Raw genomic sequence first — 18,416 nt, 5'->3', positions numbered from 1 at the left:
GACCTGGGTGCCCCCCACCAGTTGCACGCGACCCATTGCAAGACGAAGCAACGGGTGCCCCGGCACCGGGTACCCGGCTGGTCGGTGACAGGCCCCGCATTTTCAAAGCTGGGAAACCCGAACTGCACAGGAGCAATTATCCCCAACCTCGGGCTTGTCCCCGTGTATTTCGTCATCGGCGCAGCCGGTCGGACTCGCTGATGATCTGGAAACCGTCGGCCAATCGAAAAACACAAGTGGTTTAATGTGCCGATGGATGCTAATGCCTACACCTCTTTTCTTCCACTCAATTAGTTGGGGTTCAAACCGGCTCAGACTCAATGCTCAAAAATTAGGCAAGTTGTTAGAGCGCTGATCATTTGCCGCGTCTGAGCGTGGCGGAGTGGACTTATTCACAGGGATATCCACAAAACTTGGGGAGAGAACAATCCGAGCCTATGCAGCCTGTCCATCGCGTCGTGGAATCAGATGGACGGCTCCTGCCTTGATTGCAGCGGCGATCGGCACACCGGGAGCAAGACCAAGTTGCTCTAACGCAGACCGTGTGACCGTCGCCGTCAGCGGAAACCCGCAGTCAAGACGAAGCTGGGCCAACGCGCCCAGTGAACCGATTTCACTGACAACCCCTTGGAGGTGATTGCGCGCGCTGGTGGCGCCAGTCCCGACCGGCTCAAGAATGACATCCTCGGCCCTGATGCAGACGAACACATCCGGTCCGATGTCCTCCGCACAGAGCCCCATAAGTTTGATCCCGTTGACTTCCACTGTGGTAAGCCCCTGTGAACCGCCGACCACCCTTCCTCGCACCACTGTTTCCACTCCGACGACTCGAGCGACCTCCGCATTCTGTGGACGGCTGAAAACCTCCTGCGGCGTCCCGACCTGCAGCACACGGCCCTCACCAATCACCGCCATCAGGTCTCCGAGCGTCAGCGCCTCCGCCCAATCATGCGTGACCACGATCGACGGCAAGGACAATTGCCTCAGCAGGGTTCGCAGTTCGCTGCGGAGACGGGAACGCGTCGGCACATCCAGGGCGGACAGCGGTTCATCCAGCAGGAGCAATTGCGGCCGCCGCGCGATCGCTCGCGCCAAGGCCACCCGCTGCTGCTGGCCTCCCGAGAGTTGAGCGGGTTTCGCCCGTTCCAAGCCTTGGAGTTGGAGCATGGCTAAGACTTCGGCTACCCGACGATCGCGTTCACTGGTGGCGAGATCGCCGAGCCCATAGGCGATATTGCCGGCCACCGAATAGGTCGGGAACAGCGCGTAATCCTGCGCCATGTAACCAATGCGTCGGTCCTGAGGTGAGACTCGTATACCGTTTGCCGTATCCAGCCAAGTCTGCGACACGAAACGGATCAGGCCCCGCTCAGGCCATTCCAGCCCGGCGACACAGCGGAGAATGGTCGTTTTGCCGGATCCCGACGGTCCGAAGAGAATCAGAACGGTGGATTGCCCAAGGGCCACGGTCAGACGGGCGTCGATCGTCAGCCGGCCCGGAAACGACTTCGCAATGTCGACGATCATTTCTGCGGCCATGCCGCCCCAACCCTTCGATTCATGGCGTAGACGACGAGCAACACCGCATAAGAGACAACCAGAAGAAATGCGGCGGTCTTCGCAGCCCCGGCATAATTCAGTGCCTGGACCTCATCATAAATATCGATCGAGACCGTGCGCGTCACGCCTTCGATGTTGCCGCCGACCATCAAGACAACCCCGAATTCGCCCAACGTATGGGCGAAGCTCAGCACCGCACCGGTGATGACGCCGGCCATAGATAGCGGGACAATAAGCTTGAAGAAGGTGCCGAGCTTGGAGACCCCCAGCGTCCAGGACGCTTCGATGAGCCGCCGATCGACTTGATCAAAGGCTGAGGCGAAGGGTTGCACGGCAAACGGCAGGCTATAGAGAACCGAGGCGATGAGTAGCCCTTCGAAGGTGAAGGGTAACGGATGGCCGACCAGGTCCGCATAGAGCCGGCCGACCGGGCTATATGGTCCGATCGCGACGAGGATGTAGAATCCCAATACGGTGGGAGGCAAGACCAGCGGTAGCGCCACGACCGACTCGACCAGGAATTTCCACCGCCATCGCGAAAAGCTGACCCAATAGGCGATGGGCAGACCGATCACCAGCAGCACAAGCGACGTGAGGGATGCGAGCTTCAGCGTGAGCCAAATCGCGGTCCAGTTCAAGACCGAGCCCCCTCCCGTCCGATAGCTCGTTCATACGGCCGTTCTTTTAGAAAGACTTTCCACGCAGAAATGATGAGAATCACCCCCAGCAATGTCTTGAGCATGGAAAGAGACACCGCGTTGACCAGCAAGCCTCCCATCACCGCGCCGAGCATCGACCCTACATTCATCGGAAGCACGGTTTCACCCCATGCCCGCCGGTCCGTGAAAGAGCCTTGCCTGGCGTGACCGATCAAGCCGATCACCACCATCGGCATACTGATTAGGAGACTCGCCGTGCCGGCGGTCTGCATGTCCCATCCGAACGCAAAGATCAGCGTCGGAATGAGGGGTTCACCTCCGGCCACACCCAACTGACCGCTGATAAGCCTGATGACCGCGCCGAAGAAGAAGCCCGCTCCGACCCGGCTTGGCGCCGAACGGTCGATCAGCCTCACCGGTTCATGGATCAGAACACTGTCGAGCATCAATCCGCAGCCAAGGCCGACCAACAGAACGAACACCACTCGATCAAGGTGCCGATCGGACCACCGACCGCCTAACGCAGGGCCGAACGACGCGCCGATGACCGATCCGCCGATCAGCGCCGACATCGCCGGAATACGACGTGCGAAAGAGTCAAGCGGAAGAGCCCCGCCGCGAGTGCCCAACACCGCCGTGACCGTCGCCAGCGTGACCGCCAAATATAGGGCCACCGCCTGGCACGCACGATATTTCAGGGGGCCCGCCAGCACCGGCAAGCGGAACTCTGCACCGCCCAAACCGATCAAACCGCCCAACATCCCGATCGGCACGCCGTACGCCAAGGCCATCGCGGACCGACGCCCTCCCGCACGCATCACATCCGGATCAGCCACGAAGGGCGCCTGAGACCGGCAAGCTTGATCCATCTGCACCCTATTTCCCGATCAGGACATCCGTCGCTTTCACGACAACCAGCACGGAGTCATTCACCTTTAATCCCATGTTCTTCACCGAACCATCCGTAATGGCCGCCACAAATTCCAGGTTGCCGATCTTGACGACCACTTCAGCCATCGCCTGGCCCTCTTTGATGCTCGTTACCATGCCTTGAAATTGATTCCGCGCGCTGAGCTTCATGATGCCCTCCTTTTATTTACGCTCACAGGCAGGATGTTGAAACAGACCGCCAGCTTTGTTGGGGGCACCCATTGCGTCCCTTTTGCAATGGGTCCTACGCTCGGAGGCTCAACGTCCGTTTCACCCGTTGCATCAAACAGAGCAACGGGTCCTCGGTGCGCCTCGCCTCTTCACTCACTGCGACCGCGCTTGAGGACGGCGTTGCTGGACAATCTGCAGTCTGCGAGGTGCTCAAATGGTGAGGCGCGTTCGAAACCCGGTCTTCAGCCCATGCCAGCACCGCGACCAGCAGGCCGATCCCCAGTAGACAATGCAGAACATGCTTGGTTCTCATTTGCATTCGAACTGAATGCCCCAGCGCCGACCGATCGGCTCGTCTTCCATGCCTTCCCGAAACCCGGCTCCCGTGCCGTACCTCCGCGCTTCGCCTTCTCGAATCACGCGATAGCCTCGGGGGCATCTGTCCGCCATCAATTCGAGCGCCCGTTTGCGGTAAGGCGAGACGACGGGCCCGCCCCGTTCATCCTTGAATGCATAGGTGACGACCCCGCCGTTCGGAGTTTCATTGACCAGCGTCGCTCCGATCGAGCAGCCACTGCACACGAAAACGGCGACACATGCTGCCACTGCCTTCACGGCAATCCTCCACCAGCACAACCGGTCGCCGTGCGGACGGTCACGGCGCCGCACCATCTTCCCCTGGCAGGAGAAACCCGTACCGTTTCATCACGGCTCTCGCAGCCGGTGTCTGCAAGAACTCCAGAAGCTTCTTGCCGCTGTCCTGATTCCTCGAAGATTTCACGATCACCGCTCCTTGATCAATCCTCGGATGAGCCTCCTGAGGGATCAGCCAATACGTTCCGACGGCTTGGACCGGCGGAGCGAGCGCCAAGGAAAGCGCGATAATCCCGATATCGGCGGCCCCGGACTGCGCAAATTGGGCCGCCTGCGAGACATTCTCGCCCAGTACGAGCTTGTCCTTCACCCGGTCATAGACCTTGAAGTGTTCCATGGCCGCCACCGCCGCCCGCCCATAGGGAGCATGTTTGGGATTGGCGATGGCAATTCTTTTGATCGACGGATCACGCAGGACATCCATCCCTTTCGTCACATCCAGCTTCGAGCCGTTCGGCACCCACAGCACGATGCGTCCCGTCGCATAGTGGTACAGAGAGATCGGCACGGCAAGGCCCTCTTGAATAAGTTTCCTTGGATATCCGATATCGGCGGAAAAATACAGATCGAAGGGGGCGCCGTTGGAAATCTGCGAGTAAAAATTACCCGATGAGCCCAAAGAGAGTTTCACGTGCTCTCCGGTTTGTCGTTCGAACTCCGCGACCAAATCCTTGAAGGCGTAGCTCAAATCCGCCGCCGCCGCCACCGTCAATTCGCCGGCATCGGCCGACGGCACCCAGCACAGCCACGCCGTCATCGCAAGACTTAAGAGACCGGTCACGATCGGTTCTGACCACATCCATCGCCTCACAGCATTGTCTGTCATCTCAGTGTCTCCTTATGGTTACTCCTGTTCTCTGTTTCCCCAGCCGTGGTGCATCCTCGATCATTCACTCGTTGCACAGGGAGGAAGAGGCCTCGACACCGCGAGTCCCCTTCCCCCTCCGGGGAGCCAGGAGGAACACGCGTGAACTCCCCGATGCGACGGGTGACCAGGCGGAGCTGTAGCAGGATGTTGAAAAAGCTTTCCAGCTTCGTTGGGGCACCCATTGCTCTTCTTCATGCAATGTGCCTGACGCTCAGAGGCTCAACGTCCGTGTCACCCGTTGCATCGAGCTGAGCAACGAGGCTCCATATCGCCTCGCCTCAACTTGTCTAGGATCAATCACAATATTCACCCGGTCCCACGTTGTCGGGCGTCGTTGCAATCCCAACACCGGTCCTCCTTTCTCCCCGCACAGGGGCCCCTTATGCACCGTCCGTCTCAGAATGCAGGCTCACCAGAAAAGCTGGTACTGGACCCGAATCATGTTCTGGATCAGCGTCCCGCCAACCGCGTCCAGGGGCACCGAGCCAGAACCGGGCGGCAGCGGATCGCTCCGGCCGATCGCATAGCCGCCGGTCCCCATCTGGATGTTGCTGAACGTCAGCATGATCTGGTGGTCGTAGGTCCCTCCCAGGAACCAGTTCAGCGACACATCCACCTGTCGCACAAGATCATCCGCCGAGTTGGTGTCCGGGTCCCAATAGGCATAGCGGGCGGCCACCTCCAGCGTGCGAGGAACGAGGTAGTATCCGCTCTGGACATACCAGCCCATGGAATTGCCCAGCAGTCCTGGCGCGAACGCCGTGCAGCCGGTGTTCGGGTCGTTGTTCGCGACCGCCCTCATGCAGGGCAGCCCCTTGTTATGCCTGGTGATATTTTTGAAATAATATTCGCCCTGGAGCGAGAACCCCCGGTACTTGAAGACTCCGTCCACTCCCCAGGTGGCAAAATCCACAACACCCCAACCCAAGGCACGGCCATTCCCAAAGGTGGCAAGCTGCCGGCGAAAGTTGAGGTTGGCGAGGTCGGTGCCGATAAACGAGCTGTTCGAGCTTGTGTCTACGGCTGGATTGTAGGAAAACCCGCCTCCGATGGCCATCTGCGGCGTCTCGGAGTAGGCGAGGTCGCCTTCCCCGTACCCGGGCCGGCCCATCACGTTCCACATCACGCGGGCCGAGTACATGAGCTGGTTCAGGTTCGACCGGAGGTTCGCGTTGATGTTCCGCTGCGGCGGCGCGCAGCCGGTCGTAGAAGGAAAGGGATTCTGGCCCGTTGTGCCGCCCGGACACCCGGGGGTCGGCTCCTCGCTGAAAAACCCGCCCAGGCGATTGAAGCTTGGACCGGCCCCGTTGAAGACTCCGAAGTAATAGTTGACGGGGTAAATTTCTTCGTCGTTCATGATCGTGAGGCCAATGTCCCGCCGGTCAAGGCCGCTGGCGGTAAAGGCATCCATGACGAGCGCCCGCTCGGCGAACTGCATGGACGCAGTCGAGTTGATCTGCGCACGGTTGAAGAACACCTTGTACTGCCCCGCTTGCACGTTCAACCAGGAAACATGTGAGCTGGTCAGCGCCAAGTCGAGCACCCGAACCGCGCTGGGGGTCTGCGAGTTCTCCGCGGTCTCTCCGGAGAACTGGGTGTAATACTTGAAGTCCGGGCTAAAGAGATGCCCCATGAAGTAGAGCCGGGCGCGCCGAATATTGAAGCTTGACGCGGTCGCCCCGAGCCGAGTCGCCCGATAATCGCCGAAGACGCCCAGCAGCTCGGGAAAATTCTTCGCGTCGCCAGGGTTCCGCCAGGCGTCGTTCTGAAACCGCTGGGTGAAGCGCATCTGGCCCCGGAACCGGATCTTGAGGAAGAAGCTGTTGTCGTTCATCGAGAAGTTAAAACCCCGGTCGTACCAGGCTTTGAAGCTCGGCGAGAGGAGATAGGCGCGCTCCTCCGACTCTTTTTTCACCCGTTCGTATTCCTCCTCGGTAATCCATCCCTGTTTGACGGCCCGCTCCAACAGCAGCTTGAGCGCCGGATCCTGATCTTCCACAAAGACGTACTTGCCGTCTTTTTCGATGAGCTTTCCGCCTTCCACGGCCATGGCCGGAACGCTCCAGGCGATAAACCCGACCGCCACCAAGACCCACGTGCCCCAGCGACAGAAACGACCGGCGTCGCGACCGGCGGCCTGCGCTTCCACGTCCTGACCTTTCATAGATCTTCCTCCCTTCGATCCGAACGACGCGAGAACCGCTCCGTGATGCGCTGACGGACGAGCATCACCGGGCCGGTAACGACTCCGCCGACTTGAGAAATTCCCGATAGTCCACTGCCCGGACACCCCTCGCTGGATCAGTGACCCAAAACCGTCCCGGCTCGAACATGAGGAGGTAGTTGCCCGGCACCGGCGGCACGAGCGGATAATTGGGATCGTACTGATCGGATTTCCTGGTGGGGATTTGAACGTGAAAATGATCGATCGTCAGATGCCAGTAGGGATCGCGCACGGCGATCCAGCCCGACGTCGTATCGCGAGCGACCGCCGGATTGAACCCGGGCGCGAACACGGAAAACGCGACCCGGTCGCTCGGCCCGACCTTTTCCAGAGCGACCGAGAGATGCGAAACCAGCACATTCAGCTCATCCTCGCGAAACAGCGGTTGGGGCGGTTTCTCTTCGGCAAACCAGCGCAACGGCAATGCCTTTTTCTCCCGGATCGAAAAGCCTTTCAGAATGCTTCGAATCTCTTGCGCGCTCAGCTTGACCGGATGGGTGTAGCTCACCGGCACAACCTCCCGCTGAATGGCGACCAGCACCCGCTGATCTTCCTGCACCACCTGCGTGGTATACGGCAGCCTGGCGCACCCGGCTGCGGCCAGGAAGGTTCCCAGCAGAACAATTGTCAGAACCCGCTTGCTCCACTGCTTCAGCGGCCGGCGACGACTCATCACGCTCTCTTCGTTGTCGGTCATGCCCCTGTCCTCCTCTAGTCAGGATGAATGATATTCTGACTGCTATAGTTGACAACTTCCTCATAAAAAAAATTTCCTGCCATCCCTATCGGCCCGCCGTCATCGCCTCCGGCGCCTTCCCATTCAACGCTTCGACCGGCGACAGATACCCGAGCGATCGCAACGCGGCTTGCGCTTCCCTCCCCTGCGTGAATTCGATAAATCGCTGGGCGAGAGCTCGGTCCGGACATTCGGCGTCCATAGCCAGCGAATAGACCACCGCCTCCGTCTGTCCGTGATTCGCAACTGCCGCAATGCGGATGCGCTGTTGCTCTCGTACGGCCTCAGGCCCGAACAGGATGCCCACATCGGCCTCTCCTCGCATCAGGTGATCGATGACGCCGCGGGCATCCGCAGCGAGAGTCAACCGCCCGTTCACGGCCTGCCAGAGTCCGAGCGATTGGAGCAGGGCTCGGCTCTTCTGCCCCAGGATCGTCACGGCCGGATCGGCGATGACGATCCGCAGGCGCTCACCCTGTGCCAGCGCCTCGAACGTCATCGGCGCCTCGACCACCGACTCCGGCACCACCAGCACCAACGGCTGCACCGCATATGGCCGACGCGACCCCGGCCGGATGTAGTTTTTGGACTCCAGGCGGGTGAGCAATTCGTCGCCCCCCGGTGCAATGAGATGAATCAGCCCTCGCCCCCGGTGGATGTTGACCATCAAATTGTTTTGCATGCCGGCAATCGTCTGGCGCAGCTCCAGCGCAGGCTCGACATGCAACCGAACCCGTGTGCCGGGGAACTGCGCTTCGAACGCGTTGCCGAGCGCTTCGAGCGGCACCTTGACGGTTGGTGAGGCGGCAATCACTAACAACTCAGCCCGTGCGAGCTCCAACCGGCAGAACAGTCCGACGCACAAGAACACCAGGGCAGACGCCGCGATTCTGATTGGAACGATCATCTAGCCTTCCTCCTTTCTGCTTTTCGCGTGGACGACACGCGATCCCCGCAGGCTTCTGACGGTTCCCGTCTCCCTCGTATCGTACCCGCCCAACGCTTCCACCTCGGTGCGAAACGGCCGGCTGACGATCGTGTCCAACAGGACCGAGAGAGTCGGATGCGAAGCGATCACCGCCTTGGGGACGACCAAGTCATACCGCGCCTCTTGAAGCGGGATAAAGTCCAGTCCGTAATAGCGAGCCGCAGCACGGATGCCGATGCCCACATCCGCGCGACCTTCGGCCACGGTTCTCGCGACTTCAAAATGTGACCGCGCTACATGGCGGTATCCGTTGACCTGCGCCGGATCGATTCCCGTCGCCGCCAGCTTCTGATCGAGCAACAACCGCGCTCCTGCCCCCCCCTCCCGATTCATCAACGTGACATCCTCGCGCGCGAGGTCGCCGATATTCCGGATGCCTTTCGGATTCCCACTCCGCACCAGCAGCCCCTCTTCCCAAATGGCGAAAGTCACCACCATGACATCTTCGCCCGTGAGGTGCCGCCGCAAATACGGGAGATTCGATTCGCCCGACTTCGCATCGACGATATGGAGCCCGGCCATGTGGACTTCCCCCCGCTTGAGCGCCTCCAGCGCGGCCGCGCTGCCCATCGTCCAGCCGACGACGGTCGCCGCGTGGTGATGACGCCGCAGATATTCACCGGCCAGCACGATGGCGGGGTCGCAGCCGGCGACGGCAACCTCCTGCTCGACCCCGCGACGATCCCTGAGCAACCGCACGGTGACCCGACTACCCGGCTTGACCGTTCGTCGCTCACCACCTGCCGGGCCGATGAGTAACCCATCCGCCGGCACGGTGAAGTTCAAGATCTCGCCCAGCGCCGAGACAGGACGGATGACGAACCGGGTTCCGATGCGTGCGACCTTGACGCGGGCTTGACCGGCATGTGATGCATGAAGGGGGATGCTGCCGACCAGATCGCCTTCGATGTGCTCTCCGATCGTCAGCAGGCTAAAAAGATCCTCGACGCGGCAACCCAGCGCGCCGGCCAGACGAAGCGCTACGGCCGTCGTGGGCAGATACCGATTGGCTTCGATGGCGCAAACCGCCTGACGCGTGATGCCCGCCGACCTCGCGAGTTCGGTTTGCGAAAGGCCGCGCGCCATGCGGATGGTCTGCAGGCGATTCTCGATATTGGAAGCCGGTTCAGCCTTGTGCTTTTCGCCCATGAGCGGGCGCAAACTATACGCCGATAGGAGATATCTTGTCAACTATACTGTCACTCATCCTTTTCGCCCTGAAACGCTACCGAGGCAGGGGGCGTCCGCATCACCTCCCGAATCCGCCCTGCCAGAGGACCGTGCCGATGGGGAAACGCCGGCTGTGTGTGTCCGGCCGTTTTTTCAGGACTCGACTCGTCATCTTGCACTCACTCCCGGGACAGCCGTATTTCGGGAGCGAACCCGGGGCGTTCGCGCGGGCCTTACCCGATGGCCGCGCGGTGGAAGCTCACGGCGGAACCGCTCGTGGTTGCAGCGGCGCCAAGGCGATCATGGCAGAACGATTCTTGACAAACCGCGCCTGCAAGGAGTACCCCCTACACACAGCTCGACAGACCAACTTTGTTTGTGAGGCTCTTATGAAACACTTTCATTTGATGCCGGCGAATGGCGCGGTGATCGCCTTGTCGATCGGCCTCGCCGTTTCTCTGGTCCAAGCCACCGACAACCCGCTCGAGACAACGGCTAGGTACGTGCTGGAGACGGCTCAGGCTTTCCGTACGGTGTATTCCAAAACCATCGTCGAGAAAGCCGAAAAGGTGGGGGTCAAGCCCAGCGAACAGTGGATCACAGAAGACCACGCGATCATGCTGCCGGCGCAGTTCGTCAAAGCGGCCGGAGCGGAGATCAGGAGTTTCGACTTAGGGCTGATCGGGTTGACGCCGATCAACCCGGCCAATCTGCCGAAGACACAGGCGGAGGCCGAAGCCTTAAAGAAACTGGCCCGAAATCCTGACTTGAAAGTCGTGACGTTTGCGGACGCCGACCAATTTAAGGGCCTTGCCGCGGACTTCGCCATCGTCCAGGCTTGCGCGGATTGTCACAACACCCATCCGGCCAGTCCCAAGCGCGATTTCAGGCAGGGGGATGTGATGGGGGCCATTGTAGTGAGACTGAACACGCGTTGAAGCGATCGGCGCAAAAGCCTACGTTTGAGGCACGGGAGTTCCGTCCTTCTCATGCGTGCGGCAGACGCTCCGGCGGTCAGTCACTGGGCTCGGGTTTCAGCGCAAGCGTGTTCTTGAAGGTCCCGTCACCGAGCTGTCCGTCCTCGTTCGCCCCCCAACAGAGGACCGTTCCCTTCACCACTGCGCAGGTATGCTCTCCTCCCGCGGTAATGGCGCTCACTCCGGCTAGAGCCAGTACGACATCGACCGGCGCATTTCGGTCCTTACCGGTGCCGTCTCCGAGCTGCCCTTCATGATTACTACCCCAGCATTTGACTCCACCGTCGGTCAGCAGGGCGCAGTTATGGCCCCATCCGCACGCGATCGCTTTCACACCATGGGTCAGCCCTGCGACATCCACGGGAACATTTCTGTCGCGCCTGGTTCCATCGCCGACCTGGCCGCGGTGATTTCCTCCCCAGCACTTGACGCCGCCGGCGCTTGTGAGCGCACAGGTATGCCGCCAGCGGGCAGCGACCGCGGTCACGCCGCTCGTCAGCCCGACGACATCGACAGGCAACGGACTATCGTTCTCCGTTCCGTTGCCAAGTTGCCCATCGTGATTGTTCCCCCAGCATTTCACCCCTCCCGCTGTGGTGAGTGCGCAGGTGTGCCGCCACCCCGCCGTGATGGACGCCACGCCGCTGGTCAGCCCCGTCACGTCGACAGGGGTGACCCGATCCTTCCTCGTCCCATCCCCAAGCTGCCCATCGTGGTTGTGCCCCCAACACTTCACCCCGCCGGTCTCGGTGACGGCGCAGGTATGCCGCTCCCCCGCGGCAATGGCGGTCGCCCGCGCCAACAAGCCCACCACGTCTTGCGGCGTCCTCCGGTCGTCCTTCGATCCGTCGCCGACCTGCCCATCGTGGTTGTTCCCCCAGCATTTCACGCCGCCCAACGAGGTCACGGCACAACTGTGCCGCCATCCGGTCGTAATCGCCTTTGCTCCGCTTGTCAAACCTACCACGTCCACCGGGGCGCCCCGATCGGTTTGAGTGCCGTCACCCAACTGACCGTCGTGGTTGAACCCCCAGCATTTCACTCTGCCGGACGAGGTCAGGGCACAGGTGTGCCGTTCGCCCGCCTTGACGTCGACGACGATGATGCCCTGCGCCGGGACGCCGATCTCGGCGCAGCCCGACAGAAGCAGAACAGGCGCGAGCAATGCGCCGATTCTCATCAGACACTCGGTTCCGACACACAGGTGAACTGGGAGTGCACGACTGGCCATACCGTCCTCCATGCTTTCCGGCGGTGCATTCCGCGGGCGACCATCTTGCACCGGCTACGGTTTAAGCTCCTTCCTCTCTCTTTCGCCAGTTGCTATACTCGCTCCGTGACAAACTCGGAGCTTCTTCGCGCTCGCCTCGGCAAAGGCATACGCCCGCCACTCCTTCTGCTCGGCGTCCTTTTCCTGCTCCTGGCTTCACCTTCCGTAACAACCGCAACCGATATAGTCGATTGGCTCGCCCAGATTCAGTGGGTACCGACCGAAGAGGAAATTCGGAAGTACCGCAAAAGTTGGAATCCCCTCTCGCACGGGCCGATGCTGATTTCTTCGCCGGACATCCAGCCGGAAGGGCAGTGGTACATTCGGCCCCTCATCTTTTCGCAAATCGGCGAGAGCAGTTTCGGCAATCAACTGCGCTTCGCGACCGATACGAAGGCCGGCCCCGTCCACCTTTACAGTGCGCAGCTTCCGTTCATTCAGACTGCGTACGGCCTGACCGACCATTGGGAACTCGGGGCGCAAACCGCGCTGTCAGCTTTTTGGGCCAGGGAGAACGGGAAGGTGACGAATGACGCCGGCTGGGGCGATCTCTCCTTCACGCTCAAGTACCGTCCTGTCGTGCAGGACCCGGACAGTTGGGTGCCCAGCGTCAACTGGTTCAATCAGGTGGCCTTTCCAACCAGCAAGTGGGCCGGGACGGATAAACCTCCCGGAGGGTTTTCCCCAATCGGACGCTTTCCCTCCACTCGGTTCGGGGAGGTGAGTTTTACGACCGGTCTGGCCTTTCGAAAAAATCTCCAGCCCTTTCGCTGGAGCGGCGGCGTCTATTATACCTATTCCGCCCCCGGCCTCAAGAACGAACGCGGCGAAGCCACCTACGCGGGCGATTTAATCAACACACGCCTGATCTTTGAGCATATCCTGAGCGACAAACATGGATTCGGCTACAACCTGGAGTTTGTCACCTTGCACGGTCTCACTCATCGTTTCGACGGACACGCGATCAATGCGGGCCAGAAAAGCGGGTTTTCGGTGATCGGAGTAGAGCCTTCTGTTCAGTGGCGGATTGGCGATACGAATTTCTTGTGCGCTGCGGGCGTGCTCTTCACAGTGGCCGGACAGAACGCCATCAACGCAATTTATCCGAATTTTTCGTTCTTCTATTATTGGAGCAAGAGCGGCAAGGTGATGATGCGGTAGCTGGCACCGCTTCCGCCGCTATGGTACGTTACGCCATGCGCGGCGGTCTGACGAGCTGGTTTCGCCGTCTCACGATCGGCCAGAAGCTCGTCCTCTCCTCCAGCGTCATGCTGGCCGTCCTGGCGTTCAGTCTGGCCGCCATCCTGATCTATCTCGTCCGCATCAACAGTTACGTCGACCGGCATCAACGGATCACCGTTCCGGCGATCATTACCGCGGCTACCATGCAGCGGGAAACGCTGGAGCTGAACCTGATCTACCACGTGTTCTTGGAACGGAAATCGTCGGACGGCTTGGAGGACACGTTGGATCGCCTGAACGCGCATGCGGCTGCGATCAATCGGTCGTTGGAATTGTATCGAACCACGCATGCGGCCCGCACCCATCCTATCCTCTACCGGATGTTGACCGACCATCACCAAACGGCATTGGCCGATCAGGAAGACGCCGCCATCCGGCGGATCGAATCAGCCATTGAGACGTTGACGGCGAACTGGAAGACCTATCTTTCCGCGGCGCGCGCGACGAGACCGGGTTCGCGTTCCCCCGCGCAGCAGGCCGATCGCTTGATCGGGGAGCTGACCGACGGCCTCGATCAGCTCGCGGACGCGCACGTTCGAATCGACATGGAGATGAAGCGCGAAGGGGATTTGCTGGTCAGCCGCGCGCGCGGGGTGGCTCTGGCCTTGGTGGCGCTGCTGGCCTTGGTCATCACAGCCACCTACGCCCTCTTCAACAAGCAAATCGCCCAGCCGCTCACACACCTGGCTACGACGGCGGATCGTGTGGCCCGTCAAGACCTGTCGGCTTCGTTCGATCTCTGGCCTTCCAAGGACGAAGTCGGCATGCTCTCCGCATCACTCGTCGCCATGCTGGCCACCTTGCGGGAGCGCACCCGCGCGCTGGAACGCAAGACCAAGGAACTGGAAGCCTTCACCTATTCCGTCGCCCACGACCTCAAAGCGCCGTTGCGCGAGATCGAAGGGTTTTCCTCGCTGCTCGAGCGCAAGTTCGGCCGGACGATGGATCCGACGGCCTCGGGCTATGCCGCGAAGATCCACGCGTCCTCTCTTCAGATGATTGCCCTGATCGACGCACTGCTTCGCTACTCGCGTCTTGAGCGACAGACCCTGCCCAGGGTCCGCGTGGATCTACGGGCGCTGGTTCACGCAGTGGTGTCGGATCGCCTGCAGTCCGCGCCGTTCCCGGCGCCGACCGTGACCGTCGATCTGCCGGCCGCCGAGATCCCGGGAGATCCCGCAGCGATCCGGCAGGCCGTCGTGAATCTTTTGGACAATGCGCTGAAGTTCTCGCGCGGCGACGTTCCTCCTGAGATTTGCATTGGCGGCACCGTGACAGCTCATGAATACGTACTGTGGATCAAAGACAACGGCATCGGGTTCGACTCTAAAGAGACCGAACGCATCTTCGGCTTGTTTGAACGCCTCCACGCTCCATCGGAATTTGAAGGGACGGGCGTCGGGCTGGCCATCGTGAAATTGGTCATGGAGAAACACGGTGGTCGGGTCTGGGCGGAATCTTCGCCCGGCAAGGGGAGCGTGTTCTATCTTGCGTTCCCGATGAAGGACGTTCCATGAAGGTGCTCGTCATCGACGACGAAGAGTTCGTCCGTCTAGTCCTGGAGGAGACGCTGCGGCAAGAAGGCTGCGCCGTGACCATGGTCGAGCATGGGCAGGCCGGGCTCGACGCACTCAAGGTTTCGTCCTATGACTGCGTGATTACCGACCTCCGCATGCCCGGCGTGGACGGACGCGCGGTAGTGGAATGGGTGCGCGAACATCAACCGGATGTGGATGTGATCGTGCTGACCGGACACGGTGAAATTCGAGCCGCCGTCGAGGCCATCAAGGCGGGGGCCTGGGACTTCCTCGTCAAGGAGACGCCGTTCGACGGGTCGCAGGTCGCCGCGGCGTTGGCCAAGCTAAAAGCCGTGCGCGCGCTCCGCCGCGAAAACCTGGCGTTTCGTCTGGAGTCGGCAGCCCGGCGCGTCGACCGGATCCTGCACGGTACGAGCCTCGCCTGGCGAAAGTTGATGGAGCTGGTGCGGAAGATCGCGCCGTCCAACGCGCCGGTGTTGATCCAGGGCGAGACCGGCACGGGCAAGGAATTGATCGCGCGCACCTTTCACGCTCTCAGCTCTCGCCGGGACGCTCCGTTTCTGGCTGTCAATTGCGGCACGGTGAAGGGCGACCTGCTGGAGAGCGAGCTGTTCGGATACGAAAAAGGCGCGTTCACCGGCGCCGTCGCCCCGAAATCCGGTCTGATCGCCGCGGCCGAGGGCGGCACGTTGTTTCTAGACGAGATCGGCGAGATGAGCGGGCCCATGCAGGTCAGCGTGCTGCGGGTGTTGGATCGAGGAGAGTATCGTCAGGTCGGCGGGACGAGAATCTTGACGGCTGATGTTCGGTTCATCGGTGCGACCAACCGCGACCTTCAGGATCTGGTTCTCGCAGGACGATTCAGAGACGACTTGCTGTACCGGATCAACACCGTGACGCTCCGCGTGCCGCCGCTGCGGGAACGGCCGGAAGACATTCCTCTCCTGGCCGAAGGCTTCCTGCAGGCGCTTTGGCCGCCGGGCTTGCCTCCCCGTGTCTTCTCAAAGCCGTCGATCGAGCGCCTGGCCGCGTACCCTTGGCCGGGCAATGTCCGGGAACTCCGCAACGTGGTCGAGCGCCTGGTCCTCCTGTCGCCGCCCGGCGCCGCGCCAACCATCGAACCGGACGAACTGGCGGCCCTGTTGCCTGCCGCACAGGACCGACTCTCCTCTCGTCACACCGCGCCCCCGCGTTCTTTGGACGAAGCCGAACAAAAACATATCCTCCGCATCCTCAAGGAACACGGCGGGAACAAAACTCAGACGGCCCGCACCCTGGGTATCGATTACAAGACGCTCCTCACAAAACTGCGCAAGTACGGGGTCACGGAGGAACAGTCCGGTTCCTAGAAAAATTCCCCTCCACCCTGGAATTTCTCCAGGGCGAGACCTCATGACCGCTCCATCGGTACTCGCACTCGTGCCTCACCCAAAGATCCATTTCCTCGATTTCTCAACGCCTTCCAATCAGCTTTGAGCGTTCTGCTCGTCGTTCCGATGCGGCATTTCATTTGCTGAGTCATCCCGCATTCACCCGGCACGAAGACGCACCATGCACTGCGCGACCGCGGCAACCGGCAAGCGCATCCTCTTGGTCGAGGACAACCGGGGCGAGTGCGAGCTCTTGCAGGAAGCGATCGCTCAGCAGGGGTTCGGCGAGTCGACCCTGGCCATGCACGACGCTGAGTCTGCGCTGGCCCTGCTCCAAGCCCAGGCCCGTTCGCCGCAGCCCGCGCTCCCGCAAGTGATCATTCTGGACCTGCATCTCAGAGATATGACCGGCATCGAATTGGTGTACCGGCTTCGAGCCGACGCGCGCCTGCCCCTTATCCCCATCGTCATGCTGACGACCTCGGACGACCCGCGCGACATCCGCGCCTGCTACGAAGCCGGAGCGTCGGCCTACGTGGTGAAGCCGGGCACATTCGAAGAGCTCTCCACGCTCGCCCACGACCTCTGCCGGCATTGGCTGCACTGGAATCGAACTCCCCACCCGATCGAATCCCGATGCTGACCGGAGTCTCATTCACGCATCGCTCCCATGCGCTCCCGATCTGTGTGCCGGCAATCACGTCGTCCTCGGACGAAGCGGCGCGGAGGCGAAGCCGCGCGCGAACCTCGGAGAGTCCGTGCGGATTGTGTTGATGATGTTGATGGGGGCACAATTGGCGCAGGCCGTCTGCGCGCAGCCGGTCCACGCTTCGAGTTGGATACCTTCCGATGAAGACATTCGGAAATACCGGAACAGTTGGAACCCGTTCTCGCACGGTCCGATCCTGCACACGGCGGTCGATCTCCAGCCCAAGGGACAGTCTCTGCTTCGGCCTTTCATCTTTTCCCAGATCGGCGAGCATTCCTTCGACAACCGCTTTCGCTTCTTCTCGGACCGCAAGAGCGGACCGGTTCATCTGTATAGCGTGCAGGAACCCTCCCTCGAATTCGCATACGGCGTCACCGACCATATCCAGTTCGGCGCCACGACCTCGCTTCAATCCTTTTGGGCTCGAGAAAACGGCAAGGTGGACACCGACACAGGCCCGGGCGACACCTCCCTGGCGATCAAATACCGGCCGATCGTGCAGGACCCGGGCTCTTGGCGCCCGTCGGTCACCCTGTTCAATCACATCGTTCTGCCGACGGGGAAATGGACGGGCACGAGCAGGCCGCCCGGCGGCTTTGCCCCGATCGGCCGCTTTCCCGCCACCCGTTTCGGCGAAGTGGCTTTTACGGAAGGGATCATGGCTCGCAAGAATATCCGCCCGTTTCGCGTCCAGGCCGGTGTCTTCTATACCTACGCCGCGCCGGGGAGCGAAGGCCGAGAGACGACGTACACCGGCGATCTGGTCAACACGCGCCTGGCGTTCGAGCATATTCTGAACGACAAAACGGGATTCGGCTACGGGTTGGAACTGGTCACCCTGCACGGACTCGCGTGGCGCGCCGACGGCCATGCGATCAACCGGGGACAGCGGAGCGGATTCAGTATCATCGGCCTCGAGCCCACGATCCAGTGGCGGTTCGGCGACACGAATTTCGTCGGAGCCGCCGGCGTCCTGTTTACCGTTGCAGGTCAGAATGCGATCGAGTCCATTTATCCCAATCTTTCCATCTTTTATTATTGGAGCAAGACAGGCACCGTGCTGATGCGATAGAACAATCTCCATGAGCCTTCAGCGGCGACCCGTTGCTTTGGCCCATTGCAACAGAAGAGCAACAGGCGCCCCAGCAACGGGTACCCGGCATGATGAACATCATGGCCGGGCCAGAGGCACGAGGCAAGGGGCGAGGGGTTCGACTCCTGGCTCTAGCCCGCATGATTCACGACGGTTCGTCGCGTTCCACCCGTTGCGATGAAAGAGCAACGGGTACCCGGGAGTCGCGTTGCGAGACGGGCAAGCGCAGCCATGAAGGAGGGAAGCATACTTGAAAC

The 18,416-nt window shown here is 61.1% G+C and carries 17 protein-coding genes; 6 read left to right on the top strand and 11 right to left on the bottom strand.

All coding sequences use genetic code 11. The annotated features are described in order from the left end of the window. Nucleotides 1-435: 435 nt before the first annotated feature. The 10 genes from AB1555_15440 to AB1555_15395 all read right to left on the bottom strand — a co-directional run bounded on the left by AB1555_15440 (nucleotide 436) and on the right by AB1555_15395 (nucleotide 9,939). Nucleotides 436-1,539 carry an ABC transporter ATP-binding protein gene (locus AB1555_15440; protein MEW6248089.1) on the bottom strand — a complete coding sequence of 368 codons (1,104 nt, stop codon included), beginning with the start codon at nucleotides 1,537-1,539 and terminating at the stop codon, nucleotides 436-438. Further along, nucleotides 1,524-2,198 carry a molybdate ABC transporter permease subunit gene (modB, locus tag AB1555_15435; GenBank protein ID MEW6248088.1) on the bottom strand — a complete coding sequence of 225 codons (675 nt, stop codon included), beginning with the start codon at nucleotides 2,196-2,198 and terminating at the stop codon, nucleotides 1,524-1,526. The genes AB1555_15440 and modB overlap by 16 nt, the downstream gene beginning before the upstream one ends. Then, the gene (locus AB1555_15430; GenBank protein ID MEW6248087.1) at nucleotides 2,195-3,055 is read right to left on the bottom strand and encodes a sulfite exporter TauE/SafE family protein; all 861 of its coding nucleotides are present in this window, start codon (nucleotides 3,053-3,055) and stop codon (nucleotides 2,195-2,197) included. Before AB1555_15430 ends, modB begins: the two co-directional genes overlap by 4 nt. Nucleotides 3,056-3,095: 40 nt before the next feature. Beyond that, nucleotides 3,096-3,299 carry a TOBE domain-containing protein gene (locus AB1555_15425; GenBank protein ID MEW6248086.1) on the bottom strand — a complete coding sequence of 68 codons (204 nt, stop codon included), beginning with the start codon at nucleotides 3,297-3,299 and terminating at the stop codon, nucleotides 3,096-3,098. 330 nt (nucleotides 3,300-3,629) lie between these two features. Beyond that, a complete protein-coding gene (locus AB1555_15420; protein ID MEW6248085.1) occupies nucleotides 3,630-3,935 on the bottom strand; it encodes a hypothetical protein in 306 nt (101 codons plus the stop codon). Nucleotides 3,936-3,975: 40 nt separating this feature from the next. Continuing rightward, nucleotides 3,976-4,800, bottom strand: coding sequence for a molybdate ABC transporter substrate-binding protein (gene modA, locus AB1555_15415; GenBank protein ID MEW6248084.1), 825 nt, complete (start codon nucleotides 4,798-4,800; stop codon nucleotides 3,976-3,978). Nucleotides 4,801-5,251: 451 nt separating this feature from the next. Beyond that, a complete protein-coding gene (locus AB1555_15410) occupies nucleotides 5,252-7,006 on the bottom strand; it encodes a porin (GenBank protein ID MEW6248083.1) in 1,755 nt (584 codons plus the stop codon). 64 nt (nucleotides 7,007-7,070) lie between these two features. Then, complete coding sequence (locus tag AB1555_15405) at nucleotides 7,071-7,763, bottom strand: hypothetical protein (GenBank protein ID MEW6248082.1); 693 nt, start codon at nucleotides 7,761-7,763, stop codon at nucleotides 7,071-7,073. An 85-nt stretch (nucleotides 7,764-7,848) separates the two neighbouring features. Continuing rightward, nucleotides 7,849-8,709, bottom strand: coding sequence for a molybdate ABC transporter substrate-binding protein (gene modA, locus AB1555_15400; protein MEW6248081.1), 861 nt, complete (start codon nucleotides 8,707-8,709; stop codon nucleotides 7,849-7,851). After that, entirely contained in the window at nucleotides 8,710-9,939 is a 1,230-nt protein-coding gene (locus tag AB1555_15395) for a substrate-binding domain-containing protein (protein ID MEW6248080.1), read from the bottom strand. A 410-nt stretch (nucleotides 9,940-10,349) separates the two neighbouring features. On the opposite strand from AB1555_15395, the gene AB1555_15390 reads away from it, so the two are divergent. Next, a complete protein-coding gene (locus AB1555_15390) occupies nucleotides 10,350-10,898 on the top strand; it encodes a DUF3365 domain-containing protein (protein MEW6248079.1) in 549 nt (182 codons plus the stop codon). 76 nt (nucleotides 10,899-10,974) lie between these two features. Here AB1555_15390 and AB1555_15385 read toward each other — a convergent pair whose 3' ends face one another. Beyond that, nucleotides 10,975-12,117 carry a hypothetical protein gene (locus tag AB1555_15385; GenBank protein ID MEW6248078.1) on the bottom strand — a complete coding sequence of 381 codons (1,143 nt, stop codon included), beginning with the start codon at nucleotides 12,115-12,117 and terminating at the stop codon, nucleotides 10,975-10,977. 366 nt (nucleotides 12,118-12,483) lie between these two features. Here AB1555_15385 and AB1555_15380 point away from each other — a divergent pair, with 366 nt between their 5' ends. The 5 genes from AB1555_15380 to AB1555_15360 all read left to right on the top strand — a co-directional run bounded on the left by AB1555_15380 (nucleotide 12,484) and on the right by AB1555_15360 (nucleotide 18,138). Next, nucleotides 12,484-13,368: a hypothetical protein gene (locus tag AB1555_15380; protein ID MEW6248077.1), complete on the top strand. Its 885-nt coding sequence runs from the start codon at nucleotides 12,484-12,486 to the stop codon at nucleotides 13,366-13,368. 35 nt (nucleotides 13,369-13,403) lie between these two features. Beyond that, complete coding sequence (locus AB1555_15375; GenBank protein MEW6248076.1) at nucleotides 13,404-14,966, top strand: ATP-binding protein; 1,563 nt, start codon at nucleotides 13,404-13,406, stop codon at nucleotides 14,964-14,966. After that, entirely contained in the window at nucleotides 14,963-16,336 is a 1,374-nt protein-coding gene (locus AB1555_15370; protein ID MEW6248075.1) for a sigma-54 dependent transcriptional regulator, read from the top strand. Before AB1555_15375 ends, AB1555_15370 begins: the two co-directional genes overlap by 4 nt. A gap of 202 nt (nucleotides 16,337-16,538) precedes the next feature. After that, on the top strand, nucleotides 16,539-17,000 hold the full coding sequence (locus AB1555_15365) for a response regulator (GenBank protein MEW6248074.1): 462 nt from the start codon (nucleotides 16,539-16,541) through the stop codon (nucleotides 16,998-17,000). A gap of 115 nt (nucleotides 17,001-17,115) precedes the next feature. Further along, a complete protein-coding gene (locus AB1555_15360; protein ID MEW6248073.1) occupies nucleotides 17,116-18,138 on the top strand; it encodes a hypothetical protein in 1,023 nt (340 codons plus the stop codon). Nucleotides 18,139-18,416: the final 278 nt, after the last annotated feature.

Source organism: Nitrospirota bacterium (assembly GCA_040755395.1).
GTDB lineage: Bacteria > Nitrospirota > Nitrospiria > Nitrospirales > Nitrospiraceae > DATLZU01.
This window is presented reverse-complemented; position numbering and strand designations above follow the sequence as displayed.

Excerpts from the sequence above, each read along its gene's own strand:
- AB1555_15440 (MEW6248089.1), bottom strand. The coding sequence starts at position 1,539 with ATGGCCGCAGAAATGATCGTCGACATTGCGAAGTCGTTTCCGGGCCGG.
- AB1555_15425 (MEW6248086.1), bottom strand. The coding sequence starts at position 3,299 with ATGAAGCTCAGCGCGCGGAATCAATTTCAAGGCATGGTAACGAGCATC.
- modA (MEW6248084.1), bottom strand. The coding sequence starts at position 4,800 with ATGACAGACAATGCTGTGAGGCGATGGATGTGGTCAGAACCGATCGTG.
- AB1555_15410 (MEW6248083.1), bottom strand. The coding sequence starts at position 7,006 with ATGAAAGGTCAGGACGTGGAAGCGCAGGCCGCCGGTCGCGACGCCGGT.
- AB1555_15405 (MEW6248082.1), bottom strand. The coding sequence starts at position 7,763 with ATGACCGACAACGAAGAGAGCGTGATGAGTCGTCGCCGGCCGCTGAAG.
- modA (MEW6248081.1), bottom strand. The coding sequence starts at position 8,709 with ATGATCGTTCCAATCAGAATCGCGGCGTCTGCCCTGGTGTTCTTGTGC.
- AB1555_15395 (MEW6248080.1), bottom strand. The coding sequence starts at position 9,939 with ATGGGCGAAAAGCACAAGGCTGAACCGGCTTCCAATATCGAGAATCGC.
- AB1555_15390 (MEW6248079.1), top strand. The coding sequence starts at position 10,350 with ATGAAACACTTTCATTTGATGCCGGCGAATGGCGCGGTGATCGCCTTG.
- AB1555_15385 (MEW6248078.1), bottom strand. The coding sequence starts at position 12,117 with ATGAGAATCGGCGCATTGCTCGCGCCTGTTCTGCTTCTGTCGGGCTGC.
- AB1555_15380 (MEW6248077.1), top strand. The coding sequence starts at position 12,484 with ATGCTGATTTCTTCGCCGGACATCCAGCCGGAAGGGCAGTGGTACATT.
- AB1555_15375 (MEW6248076.1), top strand. The coding sequence starts at position 13,404 with ATGCGCGGCGGTCTGACGAGCTGGTTTCGCCGTCTCACGATCGGCCAG.
- AB1555_15370 (MEW6248075.1), top strand. The coding sequence starts at position 14,963 with ATGAAGGTGCTCGTCATCGACGACGAAGAGTTCGTCCGTCTAGTCCTG.
- AB1555_15365 (MEW6248074.1), top strand. The coding sequence starts at position 16,539 with ATGCACTGCGCGACCGCGGCAACCGGCAAGCGCATCCTCTTGGTCGAG.